Annotated in this window: 6 protein-coding genes; 4 read left to right on the forward strand and 2 right to left on the reverse strand. The window is 64.5% G+C overall.

Going from position 1 to position 16,810, the window contains the following annotated elements; translation table 11 throughout:
* Nucleotides 1-46: 46 nt before the first annotated feature.
* Nucleotides 47-817, reverse strand: a complete 771-nt coding sequence (locus tag BO1_RS17135; protein ID WP_028218613.1) for a bestrophin-like domain — start codon at nucleotides 815-817, stop codon at nucleotides 47-49.
* Nucleotides 818-1,174: 357 nt separating this feature from the next.
* Between BO1_RS17135 and BO1_RS17140 the strand changes: the two genes are divergently transcribed.
* Both BO1_RS17140 and BO1_RS17145 read left to right on the forward strand, forming a co-directional pair.
* A complete protein-coding gene (locus BO1_RS17140) occupies nucleotides 1,175-11,542 on the forward strand; it encodes a YDG domain-containing protein (RefSeq protein WP_084688012.1) in 10,368 nt (3,455 codons plus the stop codon).
* Between the two features lie 76 nt (nucleotides 11,543-11,618).
* Complete coding sequence (locus BO1_RS17145) at nucleotides 11,619-13,322, forward strand: ShlB/FhaC/HecB family hemolysin secretion/activation protein (RefSeq protein WP_028218615.1); 1,704 nt, start codon at nucleotides 11,619-11,621, stop codon at nucleotides 13,320-13,322.
* Nucleotides 13,323-13,384: 62 nt separating this feature from the next.
* Here the strand turns inward: BO1_RS17145 and BO1_RS17150 are convergent, their stop codons facing one another.
* Nucleotides 13,385-14,266 (reverse strand): NmrA family NAD(P)-binding protein, encoded by an 882-nt coding sequence (locus BO1_RS17150; protein WP_028218616.1) that lies wholly within the window; start codon nucleotides 14,264-14,266, stop codon nucleotides 13,385-13,387.
* A 115-nt stretch (nucleotides 14,267-14,381) separates the two neighbouring features.
* Between BO1_RS17150 and BO1_RS17155 the strand changes: the two genes are divergently transcribed.
* Together BO1_RS17155 and BO1_RS17165 are read left to right on the forward strand one after the other, a co-directional pair.
* On the forward strand, nucleotides 14,382-15,260 hold the full coding sequence (locus tag BO1_RS17155; protein WP_028218617.1) for a LysR family transcriptional regulator: 879 nt from the start codon (nucleotides 14,382-14,384) through the stop codon (nucleotides 15,258-15,260).
* Between the two features lie 795 nt (nucleotides 15,261-16,055).
* Nucleotides 16,056-16,787 (forward strand): hypothetical protein, encoded by a 732-nt coding sequence (locus BO1_RS17165; protein WP_028218618.1) that lies wholly within the window; start codon nucleotides 16,056-16,058, stop codon nucleotides 16,785-16,787.
* Nucleotides 16,788-16,810: the final 23 nt, after the last annotated feature.

The raw sequence follows: 16,810 nt of genomic DNA on the forward strand, positions 1-16,810 counted from the left end.
ACGGCAGGCAGCGCGGAGTGTGCAACCGGTCGAACGCTGCGGCTTTTCAGGGCAGCGACGCCAGCGACTGCTGCAAGCTGATCATATTGATCGGCACGACGCGAATCAGGCCGCCGCGCGGGCTATCGATATCGGCAATCAACGAAAGCGATAGCGCCACGGTAATGGGCAGCACGAACAGCAGCACGCGCCGGCCGGTCGAGCCGCGCGCGCCATACCCCTGCATGAGATTGCTGAAAAATGCGATCAGCATCATCAGCCCCCACGCGGAGACCGGAATGCGATTGGCCCAGGCCGCTTGCGTATAGCCCTGCGTGTTCAGCACGTCGTTCATGCCCGAGACCACCAGCGCCGAGATGGGCGTTGGCCGTTCGAGGGCCACGCCGCGCACGCTCGTCCACAACTGCGCCTGCAATTCGGTGGTCTTGTTGTTGATGGCGGCGAGTTCGGGGCCGCTGCGTGTCTTGTAGTTCTCAATGCGCAGTTCGAGATACTGCGCGAGCAGAGCCTTGACTTTCGGCGCGTCGGCTTCACCGATCAAATCGGCGCGCACGTACTCCGTGCCAATGGCGTTGGCTTCCTCTTCCTCGTAGTTCTTGCGCTGGTCATAGCGGCTGACGGCCATCGAGAGCGTAAAACCGATCAGGAGTGCGAGCAGTGTGAGCGTGGCGCCCTGCACCACGTTGTAGTTGTCCCGCGCGTCGTTGGAGAGGGGAAAGACGCGCTGCATGATGAGTGCGCCACACGCGGCGGCCACACTAAGCAGTGCAATCAGCGCGATGAACAGGTATGCGGGGTGGTGAATGAGCTGCGCCATCTCTATTCCTCGAGCCTTAAGTTGTATTAGGGGCGGGGTCCTGAGGATTCTACGGTAACTGGCGTATTTCGGGCTATCGGTTGTTTATGCGAAAGCGATAGTTTCGAATCGATTATTGGATGGGTTTTCCCATCGATATTGCCCAAAAGGGCAATGAAATTACCCCGATTACCTATGGCAGTTTTTCATCGAATTACCAAAAATTACGCAGTGAGTCAAAAGGCGAGGTAATACGAACCCGGCGGATCTGTCCGAGCGGGCGCGCCCGCTCGCGCAGCGTTTGGCGGTTCGCGTTGTCCGTGCGGCCTTCGTGCCGTGTCGATATTGCTCGTTTCCCTGAATACGTTGGGCGATGCCATGAATCATATTTACCGTTTGTGCTGGAATCGTTCGCTTAGACAATGGGTTGTTGCGTCCGAGCTTGCCACGCGGCGTTCGGGCAGCGGCGCTTGCCGTGTCGCAAAAGGCGTGCGGCGCGCGGTGGCGCTGGTTTTCGCGGCGGGGATGCCATGGCTGGTGATCGGCCCGGCGTATGGCGCGGGCGGGCCCAGCGGCGGCCAGATCGTTTCGGGCATTGGCTCGATCAGCCAGGCGGGCGCGGTCACCACGATCCAGCAAGGCAGCCAGACGCTGCAGCTGAACTGGCAGAGCTTCAACGTCGGCGCCGGCCAGACGGTCAATTTCGTCCAGCCGGGCGCCAGTGCGCTGGCGGTCAATCGCATCTTCGGCAGCACGCCGAGCGCCATCATGGGCCACCTGAACGCCAATGGCCAGGTCTGGCTCATCAATCCCAACGGGGTGCTGTTCGGGCCGTCCGCGCGCGTGAACGTCGGCGGCATCGTGGCTTCCACGCTCGACCTCGATCCCAACAGCCTCAGCAGCAGCACCCGCCGCTTCAGCGGCAACGGGCAGGGCAGCGTCGTCAACCAGGGCACGATTACGGCGGCAGATGGCGGCTATGTCGCCCTGCTGGGCAATCGCGTCTCCAATCAGGGCGTCATCAGCGCGCGCCTGGGTACGATTGCGCTGGCGGGCGGCAGCGCCGCGACGCTCACGTTCGACGGCTCGCGGCTCGTCCATATCCAGGTCGATGCGAGCACGCTCGACAATCTGGCCGAAAACCGCCAGCTGCTGGTGGCCGACGGCGGACAGGTCATCATGACCGCGGGCGCTAAAGACGCGCTGCTCGCCAGCGCCGTGAACAACACGGGCAAGATCCGCGCGCAGACGGTCGAGGACCACCAGGGCACCATCGTCCTGCTGGGCGGCATGGAGGCGGGGCAGGTCAACGTGGGTGGCACGCTCGACGCGAGCGCGCCCAATGGCGGCAACGGCGGGTTCATCGAAACGTCGGCGGCGCAGTTCAATCTCGCGCCCGATACGCATATCACGGCTGCCGCGCCGCTCGGGCGGGCCGGCACCTGGCTCGTTGACCCCACCGACCTGACCATCGACGCCAACGCGGCCAGCACGATCTCGAACACGCTCAACGGCGGCACCAGCGTCACCGAGCAGACGACCGCAACGGGCGCGACCGGCGCCGGCGTGCAGTCGCCCGGCGCGGGCGACATCAACGTCAATGCGGCGATTAGCTGGACCAATGCGGCGGCCACCCTGACGCTCGATGCGTACAACGCCATCAACGTGAACGCGGGCGTGAACGGCGCGGGCGGCGTGACCATGCTGGCGCGCGGCGCGAACCTGACGATCGGGGCAGGCGGGTCGATCACGGGCGGCACGGGCGTGACGCTCGCCACGGCCGGCAACTTCGTGAACAACGCGGGCAGCGCGGCCGTGAGCACGGGCACGTCCTCGCCCTGGCTGATCTACTCGAGCGATCCGAAGAAAGACACCACAGGGGGGCTCACGCCCTCGTACATCCAGTACAACGCCCCGTACGGCACGACCCCGGCGGCTTCCGGCAACGGCTTTCTCTACAGCCTCGCGCCCACGATCACGCTCACGGGCCTGACGGGCTCTGTGACCAAGGTCTACGACGGCACCACCACCGCGAACCTGACCAACGCGAATCTGGTGACGACCGGGCTCTATAACGGCGACATCATCGCCAGCGCAACGGGCAGCTATGCCACGTCCAACGCGGGCACGGGCATCACGGTGAATTCGCCCACGACGTTCGCGGGCGTGGTCGTCACGACCGCGACGGGCATTCCGGCCTACGGCTACCAGGCGACGGGCAGGGCCTCGGCCGACATTGGCACCATCACGCCCGCGCCGCTTACGGCGGCCATCGTCAACAATCCGACCACGGTATACGACGGCACCACGTCGGCAACGCTCACGGCCAGCAACTACAGCTTCACGGGCTTCGTGCAGGGGCAGGGCGCCACCGTGAACCAGGCCAGCTCGGTGGCCTATGCGAGCCCCAACGCCGGCACGAACATTCCCATCAGCGCGACCTTCACGTCGACCAATTTCGTCGCGAACAGCGGCACGAATCTCGCCAACTACACGCTGCCGACCTCGGCCACTGGCACCGGCACCATCACGCCCGCGCCGTTGAGCATCACCGGGCTCATCGCCAACAACAAGGTCTACGACGGCACGCGCGCCGCCACGCTCAACACGAGCGGCGCCGCGATCTTCGGTGTGATCAGCACGGACAGCGGGCAGGTTTCGCTGGACACGAGCGGCGCGAGCGGCCTGTTCGCCACGCCCAACGTGGGCAATGGCATTAGCGTCGCGGCCACGGGCTTCACGCTCACGGGCGCCAAGGCCGGCAACTATACGATCTCGCCGCCGCTCTATCTGGCCGCGAACATCACGCCGAAGTCGCTGACGATCACGGGCATCACGGCGAGCGACAAGGTGTACGACGCCACGACGGCGGCGACGCTGAACCTCAGCAATGCCACGATCACGGGCCTCGTGCCCTCGGACGCCAGCAACGTCACGCTGTCGACGAGCGGCGCCACGGGCACGTTCAGCCAGTCGAACGTGGGCAACAACCTCGCTCTCTCGGTCAACGGCGTGACGCTCGGCGGATCGGCGGCCAGCAATTACAGTGTGACCGCCATCGCCAGCGGCCTCACCGCGAACATCACGCCAGCGCCGCTCACGATCACGCTGGTCGGCTCGCCGACCAAGGTCTACGACGGCACCAACCATGTCGTGCTCGGTCAGTCGAACTACACGATCACGGGCTTCGTGGGCGGGCAGAGCGCGACCATCGACCAGGTGTCGGGGTCCTATGCCACGTCGCATGCGGGCACCAATATTCCCATCAACGCGTCGCTCACGCCTTCCGATTTCGTGCCGGCGGCCGGCACGGCGATGTCGAACTACACGTTCTCGCCCACGATCAGCGCATCGAGCGGGATCATCACGCCCGCGCCGGTGACCGTCACCATCATCAACAACCCGACCAAGACTTACGACGGCAACGATACGGCTTCGCTCGGGGCCAACAACTACCAGGTGGCCGGCGCGATCCCCGGCGAGAGCATCACCCTGAATCCCTACCCGCCGACGGGCACCTATGCGTCGTCCAACGTCGGCTACTGGAACGTGAGCGCGACGATTCCGGCCGGCGACTACCAGGCCGGCCCGAACACGCTGCTCACCGACTACGCATTGCCGACCCTCGCGACGGGCATGGGCACGATCGTGAAGCGGCAGATCGGCCCCGGCGAGCTGACGGCGTCGATCACGGACAACCCGACCAAGACCTACGACGGCACCACGACCGCCACGATTCCTGCAGACGGCTTCACGTTTAGCGGCTTCGTCAGCGGCCAGGGCGCGACGGTCAACCAGACCATCACCGGGCAGTACGCGTCGAAGGACGCCGGGTCCCAGCCGGTGACGGCGAGCCTTACGCAGTCCGAACTGACGCCGAATGCCGGAACCGACCTCAACAACTATTCGTTCCCGGTCGCGGCGTATGGCATGGGCACCATTCTTCCGGCGCCGCTGACCGTCTATGTCTCCGGCCTGCCGAGGAAGGTCTACAACGGCGACACGATCGCACCCGTGACCGGCAGCAACTTGACGGTCGCCGGCTTCGTGAGCGGCGAGGGCGCCACCGTGACACCGACCTCGCAGTTCAATTACGCGAGCGCGAACGCGGGCACCTGGATCGTCAGCGGATCGCTCGTGCCGGGCAACTACACCGCCAACAGCGGCACGCTGCTCAGCAATTACCTGTTGCCCCTCACCGCCTCGGGGCCGGGGATCATCACCCCCGCGCCGCTGTACATCATCAACGCCTACGCGACCAACAAGGTCTACGACACCACCACGGCCGACACGCTCAATGTGAGCAGCGCGTCGCTCTCGGGTCTCGTGCCGTCCGACGCGGGCAACGTCACGCTCAACACGTCCACCACCGGCACGTTCGCCCAGTCGAACGTGGGCAACGGCATTGCCGTCACGGCGAGCGGCTTCGGCATCTCGGGCAGCGCGGCGGGCAACTACACGCTGCAGCCTATCACCGGGCTTGCCGCGAACATCACGCCCGCGCCGCTCACCGTGACCGGCGCGGTGGCGAACAACAAGGTGTACGACGCCACGACCACCGCCACGATCAACACCGGCAATGCCACGCTCTCGGGCGTGCTCGGCAGCGACAGCGTCACGCTCTCGTCGGGCGGCGCCACAGGCCAGTTCATCACCGCAAACGTGGGCAACAACCTGCTGGTCACCGCGAGCGGCTTTACCGTGAGCGGCCCGCAGGCGGGCAACTACACCGTGTCGCAGCCTTCGGGCCTGTTTGCGAACATCACGCCGGCGCCGATCACGGTCACGATCACGGGCAACCCGATCAAGCAGTACGACGGCACGACCTCGGTGACGCTTGGCGCGTCCGATTTCACGCTCTCGGGCTTTGTCGGCAATCAGAGCGCCACGATCACGCAGACCGCCGCGAGCGGCTACCTGTCGCCCAATGTGGGCACCAACGTCGGCCTTGGCGCGACGCTCGAGCCGTCCGACTACTCGGCGGCGGTGGGCACGAACCTGTCGAACTACAGTCTGCCGACCGAGGCAACCGGCACGCTGGGCGAGATTACGGCCAAGATCATCAATCTGCAGGGCACGCGCGTCTACGACGCCACGACCGGCGCCGATTCGAGCCTGTTCCTCACGAGCAACGGCACGATCGCCGGCGTCAACGGCGAAACGCTGGGCCTGACCGGGGCCGGCGTGCTGTCCACCAAAAACGTGGGCAATCAGCAGCCGTTCGTTGCCGGCGCTTCCGGCCTCAACACGCTGACGCTCGTTAACGGCAGCGGCCTCGCGAGCAACTACACGCTCGTGGGCGGCGTGGACTGGGTGACCATCACGCCCGCGCAGCTGACGGTGCTCAACACCGCGGCGGCCAACAAGGTCTACGACGGCAACACCAACGCTGCGCTATCGGGCGCGACGCTCTACGGCGTGCTGGGCTCGGACCAGGTGGCATTGGGCAACACCACGCTTGGCCAGTTCAACAACAAGAACGTGGGCAATGGCAAGCCGGTCTCCACGAGCATGACGATCTCCGGCACGGACTCGGGCAATTACACGCTCATTCAGCCCACGGGGATTACCGCGAACATCACGCCGCTCGGCATCACGGTCACGGCCACCGGCATCGACAAGTACTACGACGGCACCACGAATGCCCAGGTCAACCTCACCAACTCGCCGTTGATTGCGGGCGATAACCTGACGTTCAGCTATTCGGCCAGCTTCTCGCAGGCCAACGTCGGGCAAGATTTGCCGGTCACGGTGACGGGTATCACCGCTACGGGCGCCAACGCCGGCAATTACACGCTGAACAATACGACGGCGAATACCACGGCCAACATCCTGGCCCGCATCATCAATCTGCAGGGCACGCGCGTCTACGACGCCACGACCAACGCGGACTCGAGCGTCTTCGCGCCGGGCGGCACGATCAATACCGGCGTCAACAGCGAGACGCTGACGCTGACCGGCACCGGCACGCTGAACGACAAGAATGTGGGCACCCAGAAGCCGTTCGCCAGCTTCGGCTCGCTCGCGCTCGGCAACGGCACCGGCCAGGCCAGCAACTACACGCTCGTGGGCGGCACGGACTGGCTGACGATCACGCCCTACACGCTGACCGTGAGCGGGACCTATGCCGACAACAAGACGTACGACGGAACCACCACGGCGACCATCCACAACTCGGTGCTCAACGGCGTGTTCAGCGGCGATCAGGTGGCGCTGACCAACACCGTCTATGGCACGTTCGCTACCAAGAACGTCGGCAACGACATCCCGGTGTCCACCAACTTCGGGCTGAGCGGCACCGATTCGGGCAACTACATCGTGCAGCAGCCGAGCGGCATCACGGCCGACATCAGCGCGTTGCACATTGCCGTGGCCACCGCGACCGGGCAGAACAAGGTCTACGATGCGACCACCACGGCCACGGTCGGCCTTTCGAGCGCCCAGGTGGCGCCGGGCGACCAGGTGACGTTCAGCGACACCTCGGCGCTTTTCGTCACGCCGAATGTGGGCACCGGCATCACCATCAACGTGTCCGGCATCACCATGAGCGGCGCCGATTCCACCAACTATGTGCTGGACAACAGCACCGCCACGACGAGCGCCAACATCACGCCCTACGTGCTGAGCCTGACCGGCTCGCGCGTCTACAACGCCACGACCAGCGCCGACGCCAACCTGTTCAGCGGCGGCACGCTCGCCGGCGTGAACAACGAGACGGTCACCCTGAGCGGTTCGGGGGTGCTGGGCGACAAGAACGTCGGCACCCAGAAGCCGTTCACGCTCGGCACGCTCACGCTCGGCAACGGCAGCAACGGCGGCCTCGCCAGCAACTACACGCTCGCAGGCGGCACCGACTGGCTGACGGTCACGGCCGCGCCACTGACCGTGAACGGCACCACGGCCAACAACAAGGTCTACGACGGCAACACCAACGCGGTCCTCAACAACTCGACGCTAAGCGGCGTGTTCAGCGGCGATCAGGTCGCGTTGACCAACACCGCCACCGGCACGTTTGCGAGCCCGAACGTCAACAACGGCATCGCGGTCTCCACCAACTTCGGGCTCAGTGGTACGGATGCGGACAACTACACCTTGACGCAGCCCACGGGCGTCACGGCGAACATTACGCCTTACGTGCTGAGCCTTCAGGGCACGCGCGTGTACGACGGCACCACGAACGCCGCTCCCACCTTGTTCGGCAACAACGGCGTGCTCACCGGCACGAACGGCGAAACGCTCACACTCTCCGGCGCTGGCGCGCTTTCCTCGCCGAATGTCGGCACTCAGGTGCCGTTCGGCGCGAACGGCACCACGGACTACATCCTCACGGGCAACGGTACTGCGCTCGCGAGCAACTACACGCTTGCCGGCGGCACGGACTGGGTGAGCATCACGCCCTACGTGCTGAACCTGACCGGCTCGCGCGTCTACAACGCCACGACCAGCGCCGACGCAAGCAACTTCGGCGGCGGCACGCTCACGGGCGTGAACGGCGAAACGGTCACCCTCAGCGGTTCAGGCGTGCTCAACGACAAGAACGTCGGCAGCCAGAAGCCGTTTGCGCTCGGCACGCTCGCACTCGGCAACGGCAGCAATGGCGGCCTCGCCAGCAACTACACACTCGCGGGCACCGACTGGCTGACGGTCACGCCCGCCCCGTTGAGCGTGACCGGCACCACCGCTGCCAACAAGGTCTACGATGGCACCACCAACGCAGCCCTCCAGAACGCGGCGCTAAGCGGTGTGCTTGGCAGCGACGCGGTCACCCTGACCAACACTGCCACCGGCACGTTTGCGAGTCCGAACGTCAACAATGGCATCGCGGTCGCCACCAATTTCGGGCTGAGCGGCACGGATGCGGGCAACTACACCTTGACGCAGCCCACGGGCATCACGGCGAACATCACGCCCTATACGCTGGTCCTGCAAGGCACGCGCGTCTACGATGGCACGACGGGCGCCAACGCCACGCTGTTCGGTGCGGGCGGCGTGCTCACCGGCGTGAACGGCGAAACGCTCACGCTTTCCGGCAGCGGCACGCTCGCGAGCAAGAACGTGAATTCGGCGCAGCCGTTCGCCACGCTCGGCGGCCTTTCGGGCTACACGCTCGCGGGCAACGGCAGCGCGCTCGCGAGCAATTACACGCTGGGCACCGGCATTGGCGACTTCGTCAGCATTACGCCGAAAGCGCTGACGATCACGGCCGTGGGCCAGAACAAGGTCTACGACGCCACCACGAACGCCACGCTCAGCAGCTTTACCGTGAACGGCCTCGTGGCGGGCGACGACGCAGCGGTGAACTACAACTCGGCCAATTTCGCCACCGCCAATGTCGGACAGAACATCCTGATCACGGTCCTTCTCTACGCCACCGGTGCGGACATCGGCAACTACACGTTCGGCAGCAAGGTGGCGGTGACGAGCGCGGACATCACGCCGAGACCGCTGACCATCACGGCCAGCGCACAAAACAAGACGTATGACGGCACGACCACGGCCACGCTCAATGGCCTGAGCGTGAGCGGCCTCGTGGGCGGCGACACCGCCACCTTCACGGCCGGCAGCGCGAACTTCGCTACGGCGAACGCGGGCAACAACATCCAGGTCAACGTAACGGGCATCACGGGCACGGGCAGCGACCTCGGCAATTACACGTTCGCCACCACGGCCACCACGACCGCGGATATCTTCAAGTATCTGCTGAGCCTGCAAGGCACGCGCGTCTACGACGGCACGACGGGCGCCGATGCCGCCCTGTTCGGCAACAACGGCGTGCTCACCGGCGTGAACGGCGAAACGCTGACGCTTTCCGGCACCGGCACGCTCTCCACGAAGAACGTCGGCACGCAGAATCCATTTGCCGCGAACGGCCTCTCGGGCTATACGCTCACGGGCAACGGCAGCGCGCTCGCGAACAACTACACGCTGGGCCTCGGCAGCGGCGACTGGGTCACCATCACGCCGAAGGCGCTGACGATCACGGCCACGGGCAACAACAAGGTCTATGACGGCACGACGGTGGCGACGCTCGGCAGCTTCAGCGTAAGTGGCCTCGTTCAGGGCGACAACGCGCAGGTGGGATACGACTCGGCCAATTTCACCACGGCCAACGTCGGCACGAGTATCCCGATCGTCGTCGGCCTCACCGGCAGCGGCACGGACCTCAGCAACTACTCGTTCGGACACTCCGTGGTGCTGACGAGCGCGGACATCACGCCGAAGCTGCTGACGATCACGGCCACCGCGCAGAACAAGACGTATGACGCCACGACCACGGCCACGCTCAACGGGCTGACCGTGAGCGGCCTCGTGGGCAGCGATACCGCCACTTTCACGGCCGGCAGCGCGAACTTCGCCACGGCGAACGCGGGCAGAGGCATTCCGGTGAACGTAGCCGGCATCACGGGCACGGGCAGCGACCTCGGCAACTACACGTACAGCAACACGGCGACCACGAGCGCGGACATCCTGCCCTACGTGCTGAACCTCACGGGCACCCGCGTCTACGACGGCACGAACCTGGCCGACGCGAGCCTCTTCGGCAACAACGGGCAGCTCACGGGCGTGGCCGGGCAGACGCTGACGCTTTCCGGCAACGGCACGCTCACGACGAGAAACGTCGGACGCGAACAGCCGTTCATTGCGGGAGGGGGCACGAACCATACGCTCACCGGCAACGGCACCACGCTGGCGAGCAACTACACGCTCATTGGCGGCGTGGACTGGGTCACCATTACGCCGCTGGCCGTCACCGTGACGGCAACGGGCGTGAACAAGGTCTACGACGGCACGAGCGCGGCCACGGTCGGTCTCGCGAGCAACGGCATCCTGAGCGGCGACAACATCAGCTTCAGCGAGCAGTCGGCCAGCTTCGCCACGCCCAACGCAGGCAACGGCATTGCCGTCTCGGTGGCGGGCATCACGGCAAGCGGCGCGGGCGCGAGCAACTACACGTTCAACACGACGGCGAGCACGTTCGCCGACATCACGCCGGTCGTCCTCAACCTCACGGGCAGCCGCGTGTACGACGCGACCACTGGCGCGGCGGCGGGCCTGTTCGGCGCGAACGGCGTGCTCCAGGGCGTGAACGGCGAGACGCTCACGCTCTCGGGCAGCGGCACGCTCGCGACGAAGAACGTCGGCAATCAGAATGCCTTCGCCGCGGGCGGGCTCGGCGGCTACACGCTCACCGGCAATGGGGCGGCGCTCGCCGGGAACTACACGCTGGCGGGCGGCGTGGACTGGGTGACGGTCACGCCCGCGCCGCTCACGGTGGTGGGCACGCTAACGACCAACCGGGCCTATGACGGCACCGTGCTCGACGCGCTCACGGGCGCACGGCTCTCCGGCGTGCTCGGCAACGACACGGTGACGCTCGGCAACGCCGACGTGGGCTACTTCAACAACCCGGCCGTGGGCATCGACAAGCCGGTGACCACGGCGATGACGACGGGCGGCGCCGATGTCGGCAATTACGTGCTCGTGCAACCCACCGGGCTGACCGCCGACATCATCGCGCCGGTTCCGCCGGTGCCTGCGGGCACGCTCGCGAGCGTCCAGGCGCCGCTCGCGCCCGACGACCCGACGACGCCATACGGCACTGCGTCGGACACCGCACAGGGCAGCTACGCCGGCAACCAGAAACAGGAAGAGCATCCGAACGAGCGCAATGTGTCGCACGCGGACTTCCATCCCGGGCTCGCGCTCACGGTGCTCAACGGAGGGGTCCGCTTGCCCGCGAACTGAGTGAGGCCTCCAGGCGGAGGCAAAAGACAACGCAGAACAATGCACGCGCGGCAGCGCGACAAGACATCTACATACCATGATCGAGATTCGCTCGAACCGCTTGCGTAAAACACGGATTTGTCTCGCCATCACGGTTGCCACCGCGGCGCTGGCCGCGCACGCGCAGGTTCGCGTGGCGGCGCCCAACAGCGGCAGCGGCCAGCTGCTTCAGCAGGTGCCGCAGCCTTCGGTGCAGCCGCCATCCTCGAACCTCGATCTCACGATCCAGCAGCCGAAAGAAGCGCCGGCCGATAACACGAAGACATTCCCGGTCCGCAAGATCGAGATCACGGGCAACACCGAGCTGCCGACCGAACTGCTGCATCAGGTGGTTGCCGCGGGCGAGGGCAAGAACCTCACGCTCGCCGACCTGAACGCGCTGGCCGATAGCATCAGCGACGTCTATCACGAGCATGGCTACCCGCTCGCCACCGCCTACGTGCCCGCGCAAACGATCGAGGGCGGGGTGGTGCGCATCGACGTGGCCGAGGCGCGCTACGGCGCCGTATCGCTGAACAACCAGAGCAGCGTATCGAGCCGCGTGCTCAACAACACGCTCGCGGCCCTGCAGTCCGGGCAGCCGGTCAGCGAGTTCCAGCTCGAACGCACGCTGCTGCTGATGCAGGACATTCCCGGCGCGGAGGTGAGCTCGACGCTGCGGCCCGGACAACAGGTGGGCACCTCGGACCTGCTCGTCGACGTGACGCCGCAGCAGCGCGTGAGCGGCGACGCCGGCGTGGACAACTTCGGCGACCCCTATAGCGGACGCGTGCGCGGCAGCGGCAACCTGTTCATCAACGGACCGTTCAACCAGGGCGACCTGCTGGACTTCAGCGCGCTGACCACGGGCCCCGGCATGACCTACGGGCGCATGGACTACCGCTACCTGCTCAATGGCCAGGGCACGACGCTCGGGGCCACGGTGTCCGGGCTCAACTATCATCTGCGCAACGACCTCTCGGACCTCGATGCGCACGGCTCGGCCTTCGTGGCCGGGGCGGTGCTCGCGCAGCCGCTGATCCGCAATACGCAGGGCAATCTGTACGGCCAGATCGAGTACGACTTCCGCAGGCTCAACGACAACATCGACGTGATCGGCCTGCAGAACGATCGCCATACGAATAGCGTGACGACGACGCTGTCGGGCGACCAGCTCGATTCAACCGGCGTTTCCAATGGGCGCCTGGCGATGACCTATGGCGTAAGGTCTGCGAACAATCTGCAAACCGACATCATCGACCAGTTCGGCGCGGATGCGGCCGGCCATTACGTCAAGCTCGCGCTTTCGCTCTCGCGGCTGCAACAGCTCACGAAGAGCGACGCGCTTTATTTCGGCTTCTCCGGGCAGAACGCGAGCAAGAACCTCGATACCTCCGAGCAGTTCTACCTGGGCGGCCCCGATAGCGTGCGCGGCTACGACGTGGGTGTGCTGTCCGGCTCGCGCGGTTATCTGGCGACGTTCGAATACCGGCACGACGCGACGTTCCAGAATATCCCGGGCATCTGGCAGTTTTCCGCGTTCGTCGATACGGGCTGGGTGCAGCAGTACAAGGATACGTTCGTTCCCGGGCCCAACACGGGGCAGTTGAGCAGTGCAGGCTTCGGCGTGCAGTGGAACGGGCCGTACAAGCTGCTGGTGAGCGCCAGTGTGGCATTCCCGTTCGGCAGGACGCCGGAGATTCTCAGCGCCAATGCCAATACGTCCGTGCACTGCTGGGTGCAGATGCGCAAGGCGTTTTAGGGGGAGCGGGCCGGGGCGGTCGAGGCGGCGCAGTCGGTCCGGGAGGCGTATCGCTCTTCAGGTCAGGACTCGAGCGCCCAGGTCCTGGCCGTCGCGAGCGCGAAGTCGCGATATGAACGTGGCATACGTCCCAGAAGTGTCGCGAGACGCTCGACATCCGCGGAGGAAGCAGCGGCACCATCCTGTTGGTAGCGGGCCATCATCAATCGCATGTCGTATGCCAGCCATGCCGGGGCAGCCGCTTTGAGGCGTGCCTCGAGGCGTTCGAGATCGTCGCCGCCATAACGGACCGGACGTCCCAGCGCTTCAGTCCACACCGCGACGGCAGTTTCTGCATCGATCACATCGGGCCCGACGAGTTCGTACGTCTCCCGCGGGAGTGGATCGCTGGCCCGCTCGCGGCGCAGCAACGCTCGGGCGGCGGCGTCGCCGATATCTCGAACGTCGACCATCGAAATGCCTTTTGCGCCGATCGGCATGCCGTAGATGCCGTACGAAAGCAGCGACTCTTTCAAGCGAGCGTCGTTCTGGATGAAATAGGCGGGGCGCAGCACGGTCGCCGGCAAGTCGAGACGTTCGATCATGCGCTCGACCGTGTACTTGCCGGTGAAGTGCGGCACATCGACGTAATCCTCTCCCTTGAAAACCGAAAGGTAGACCACGCCTTTCACGCCTGCCTCGCGCGCGACGCTTAGCGTCTGGAGTGCCTGAGTGAGCTCGTCCGCCGCGTTCGGCGCCAGCAGGAACAGCGTGCTGACGCCGTTCATCGCCTGCCGGACGGCGTCGAGGTCGGCCAGGTCGCCCTTGACTGCGGCGACACCATCGGGGAATGCCGCGCGCTCTGGCGTACGGGTGAGACCGCGTATTTCGGCGCCGCTGCCGCGCAGATGTTCGAGAACCTGTTTGCCGATGACGCCTGTGCTGCCTGTAACGAGGATTGCCATGATGATCTCCTGGAAAGGGCTGGGACCGGTTCGTCCACGAGGTGAACAATAGGCGTTTCATGGGTGCGCCGAAAGTGACAGAATTCAGACTGCTCGTCTCAAAAATGGAACGATCATGGATCTGATTTCGCTTGCCGATTTCAATGCGGTGGCGGCGCACGGCGGGTTTGGCCCGGCGGGCCGGGCGCTCGACCGGCCGAAGGCCACCTTGTCGCGCCGCGTTGCCGAGCTGGAGGAAAGCCTTGGCGTCAGGTTGATCGAACGCGGTTCACGCAGGCTTCGCCTCACCGAAGAGGGGCTCGCACTCCACGAGCGCACGCGCGGGCTGCTGGCGGAAATTCAGGAGGCTGGGGAAGCGATTGCCTCGAGCGCCCCCGTCGCGCGGGGACGATTGCGCATCAGTGCGCCCGTGGTGTTCGCACACGTCGTGCTGAGCCGGATCGCCGTGCGCTTTGCGCTTGCCTGGCCCCAGGTCGAGCTCGAAGTCATTGCGGAAGATCGGGCCGTCGATCCTGTGGACGAGGGGTACGACCTCGTCATCCGGATCGATCCGCCCCGCGACGAAACCCTTGTCGGCCGGCGCATCCTGGGCGATCAGCGGCTTCTCGTGGCGGCGCCTTCCCTGGCGATGCCAACGGCGGTTCCCGATACCCGCACGTGGGTGGTGCCGGCCGTCATGTACGCGGCCACGACCCCGGGCGCACTTTGGGAGGTTTGCACCGAAGACGGCGGTACGAGAGCGATCAAACCGACGCCCGTGTTGCGACTGTCGTCGCTGTTGATGGCGCGTGAAGCGGTGCTCGAAGGCGTGGGCGCGGCGGTTTTGCCCCGTCTGTTGGTCAGTCGGGACATCGCGGAAGGGCGACTCGCTTGCTGGGGAACGGTAGGCGCGCCCGTCGAGATCTGGGCGCTCTTTCACTCGCGCCGCTTGCTGAGCGCAAAGGTTCGCGCATTCATGAATGTTCTGCGGGATTTGCAGCAGGAGGAGGGGTAAGGCACAAGGGGGCGTATGCCACGTCATCGCGGACAAGATCTACGACACGCTCCCCCATGCGTGATGACTGTATGCAAAGGTCAGTCGTCTAACGCGATCTCGTAGCGGACGTGCCCGCTGCGTTTCGCCACCCGGTCATACGTGGCCTGAGCCGCCATGTTGTCGCCGTTCGTTATCCAATAGATTCGTGTCCAGTTCTCCGCCACGCCAATCGACTTCAGTTTCTCGATGAAGGATGTGGCGACGCCCAGGCGCCGCCAGTTGAACGGCCGGTCAGGCGCGTCGCGACAGAGCGATTCAGGTCGGCTATGGCCAACTGCATCGGCCGCAGTCGGCCATGAAGCGCCATTCGCACCCGTCGTCGCTCAGACATTCAGACGTCGGTTCCACTCCCCGGAACCGGCCATCCAATTCGCAATGTTGAAGTGTTGCTTGAAGGCCATTCCCGACGTTCGCTGTCGGCGTTCATGAGGCGGGTACACGTTGCATTTCCGGCATTCCCATGTCGACAGTGACGAATGTCGGCCCTTGCTGCGCGGGTACGCGTACTGGCATCGTTTTTCTGTTGCTCACACCCCGATCGCCGCGACCATACACCTCTCATAGCCACCGGGTGCGTGCTTTCGGACCGGTACCATTCTCTGCCGCAAGCGTCGAAGGACCGATGGTCTTCTTCGAATGCCCGACAACGCACGCAAGTTGTGCGCCCCTAGAGAACGCCCCTAATAGCGCTATTCGGCTTTTGAGCGCTAACTCTATTAACGAACAGGCGCAATATCTCCATGACAGAAGAAAATGAACATTCGTTTCTCCATGTTGGTAATGATAATGCTCATTTTCCGGCCAGATGCAGCGGCCGGCGCGAACGCAAGTGGGCATCACGTTGGTACCGCGCCGCTCGCGGACGTCCGCTACGCCGATCTCCAACGTAACTTCCAGGAAGAGATACGCCAACGTGCTCTATCGGAGGCGGAGCTAAAAGCTTCAATCCAGGAGCTGACGCAAGAAAATCGATCGATTGTGAAGCAAATTTCGGAAATGAAAGGCCGCTACGATGCCAAACTAGAAGCTACCCCTACCCTTACCGCCAGCAATTTGATCGCTTTTTTTGGGTTAGTTGTGACCGTACTGATTTGGCGCCTTGGTAGACAACTTGAATCGAGAAAATTAACAATAGATATGTGGGAGCAGTTTCTGACGCGATTCAAGGACATCGGTGAAGCACGGTACGTGCTCACGGATCCCCTAAATGCGACGCCCGAGGATTTCTCACGCGTTCAAGCGGTACGCAACTGGATTGACAGCGTTGCTGCGTTGGGTTGTACGACACGTATCCTGGACGCGAATATGATCAAGGCATTCGGCATCACACGACCTCTGCGAGATTTCATGAACGATTTATCTGCCGCGGCAGAATTTGTTAGAGTAAGTCGCGCTGCAGGTGCAGCAGTAGCCGTGCATCTCACATACGAAAATGAAGTAAATGCTTCTGAAACCATTGAGAAATTCATTAATACCTACCAGTAGGAGACATCCATGTCTGATACACA

It is taken from the genome of Paraburkholderia oxyphila NBRC 105797, from assembly GCF_000685075.1.
GTDB classification, from domain to species: domain Bacteria; phylum Pseudomonadota; class Gammaproteobacteria; order Burkholderiales; family Burkholderiaceae; genus Paraburkholderia; species Paraburkholderia oxyphila.

Coding starts and splice junctions, on each gene's coding strand:
- BO1_RS17135 (WP_028218613.1), bottom strand. CDS start 817: ATGGCGCAGCTCATTCACCACCCCGCATACCTGTTCATCGCGCTGATT.
- BO1_RS17140 (WP_084688012.1), top strand. CDS start 1,175: ATGAATCATATTTACCGTTTGTGCTGGAATCGTTCGCTTAGACAATGG.
- BO1_RS17145 (WP_028218615.1), top strand. CDS start 11,619: ATGATCGAGATTCGCTCGAACCGCTTGCGTAAAACACGGATTTGTCTC.
- BO1_RS17150 (WP_028218616.1), bottom strand. CDS start 14,266: ATGGCAATCCTCGTTACAGGCAGCACAGGCGTCATCGGCAAACAGGTT.
- BO1_RS17155 (WP_028218617.1), top strand. CDS start 14,382: ATGGATCTGATTTCGCTTGCCGATTTCAATGCGGTGGCGGCGCACGGC.
- BO1_RS17165 (WP_028218618.1), top strand. CDS start 16,056: ATGAACATTCGTTTCTCCATGTTGGTAATGATAATGCTCATTTTCCGG.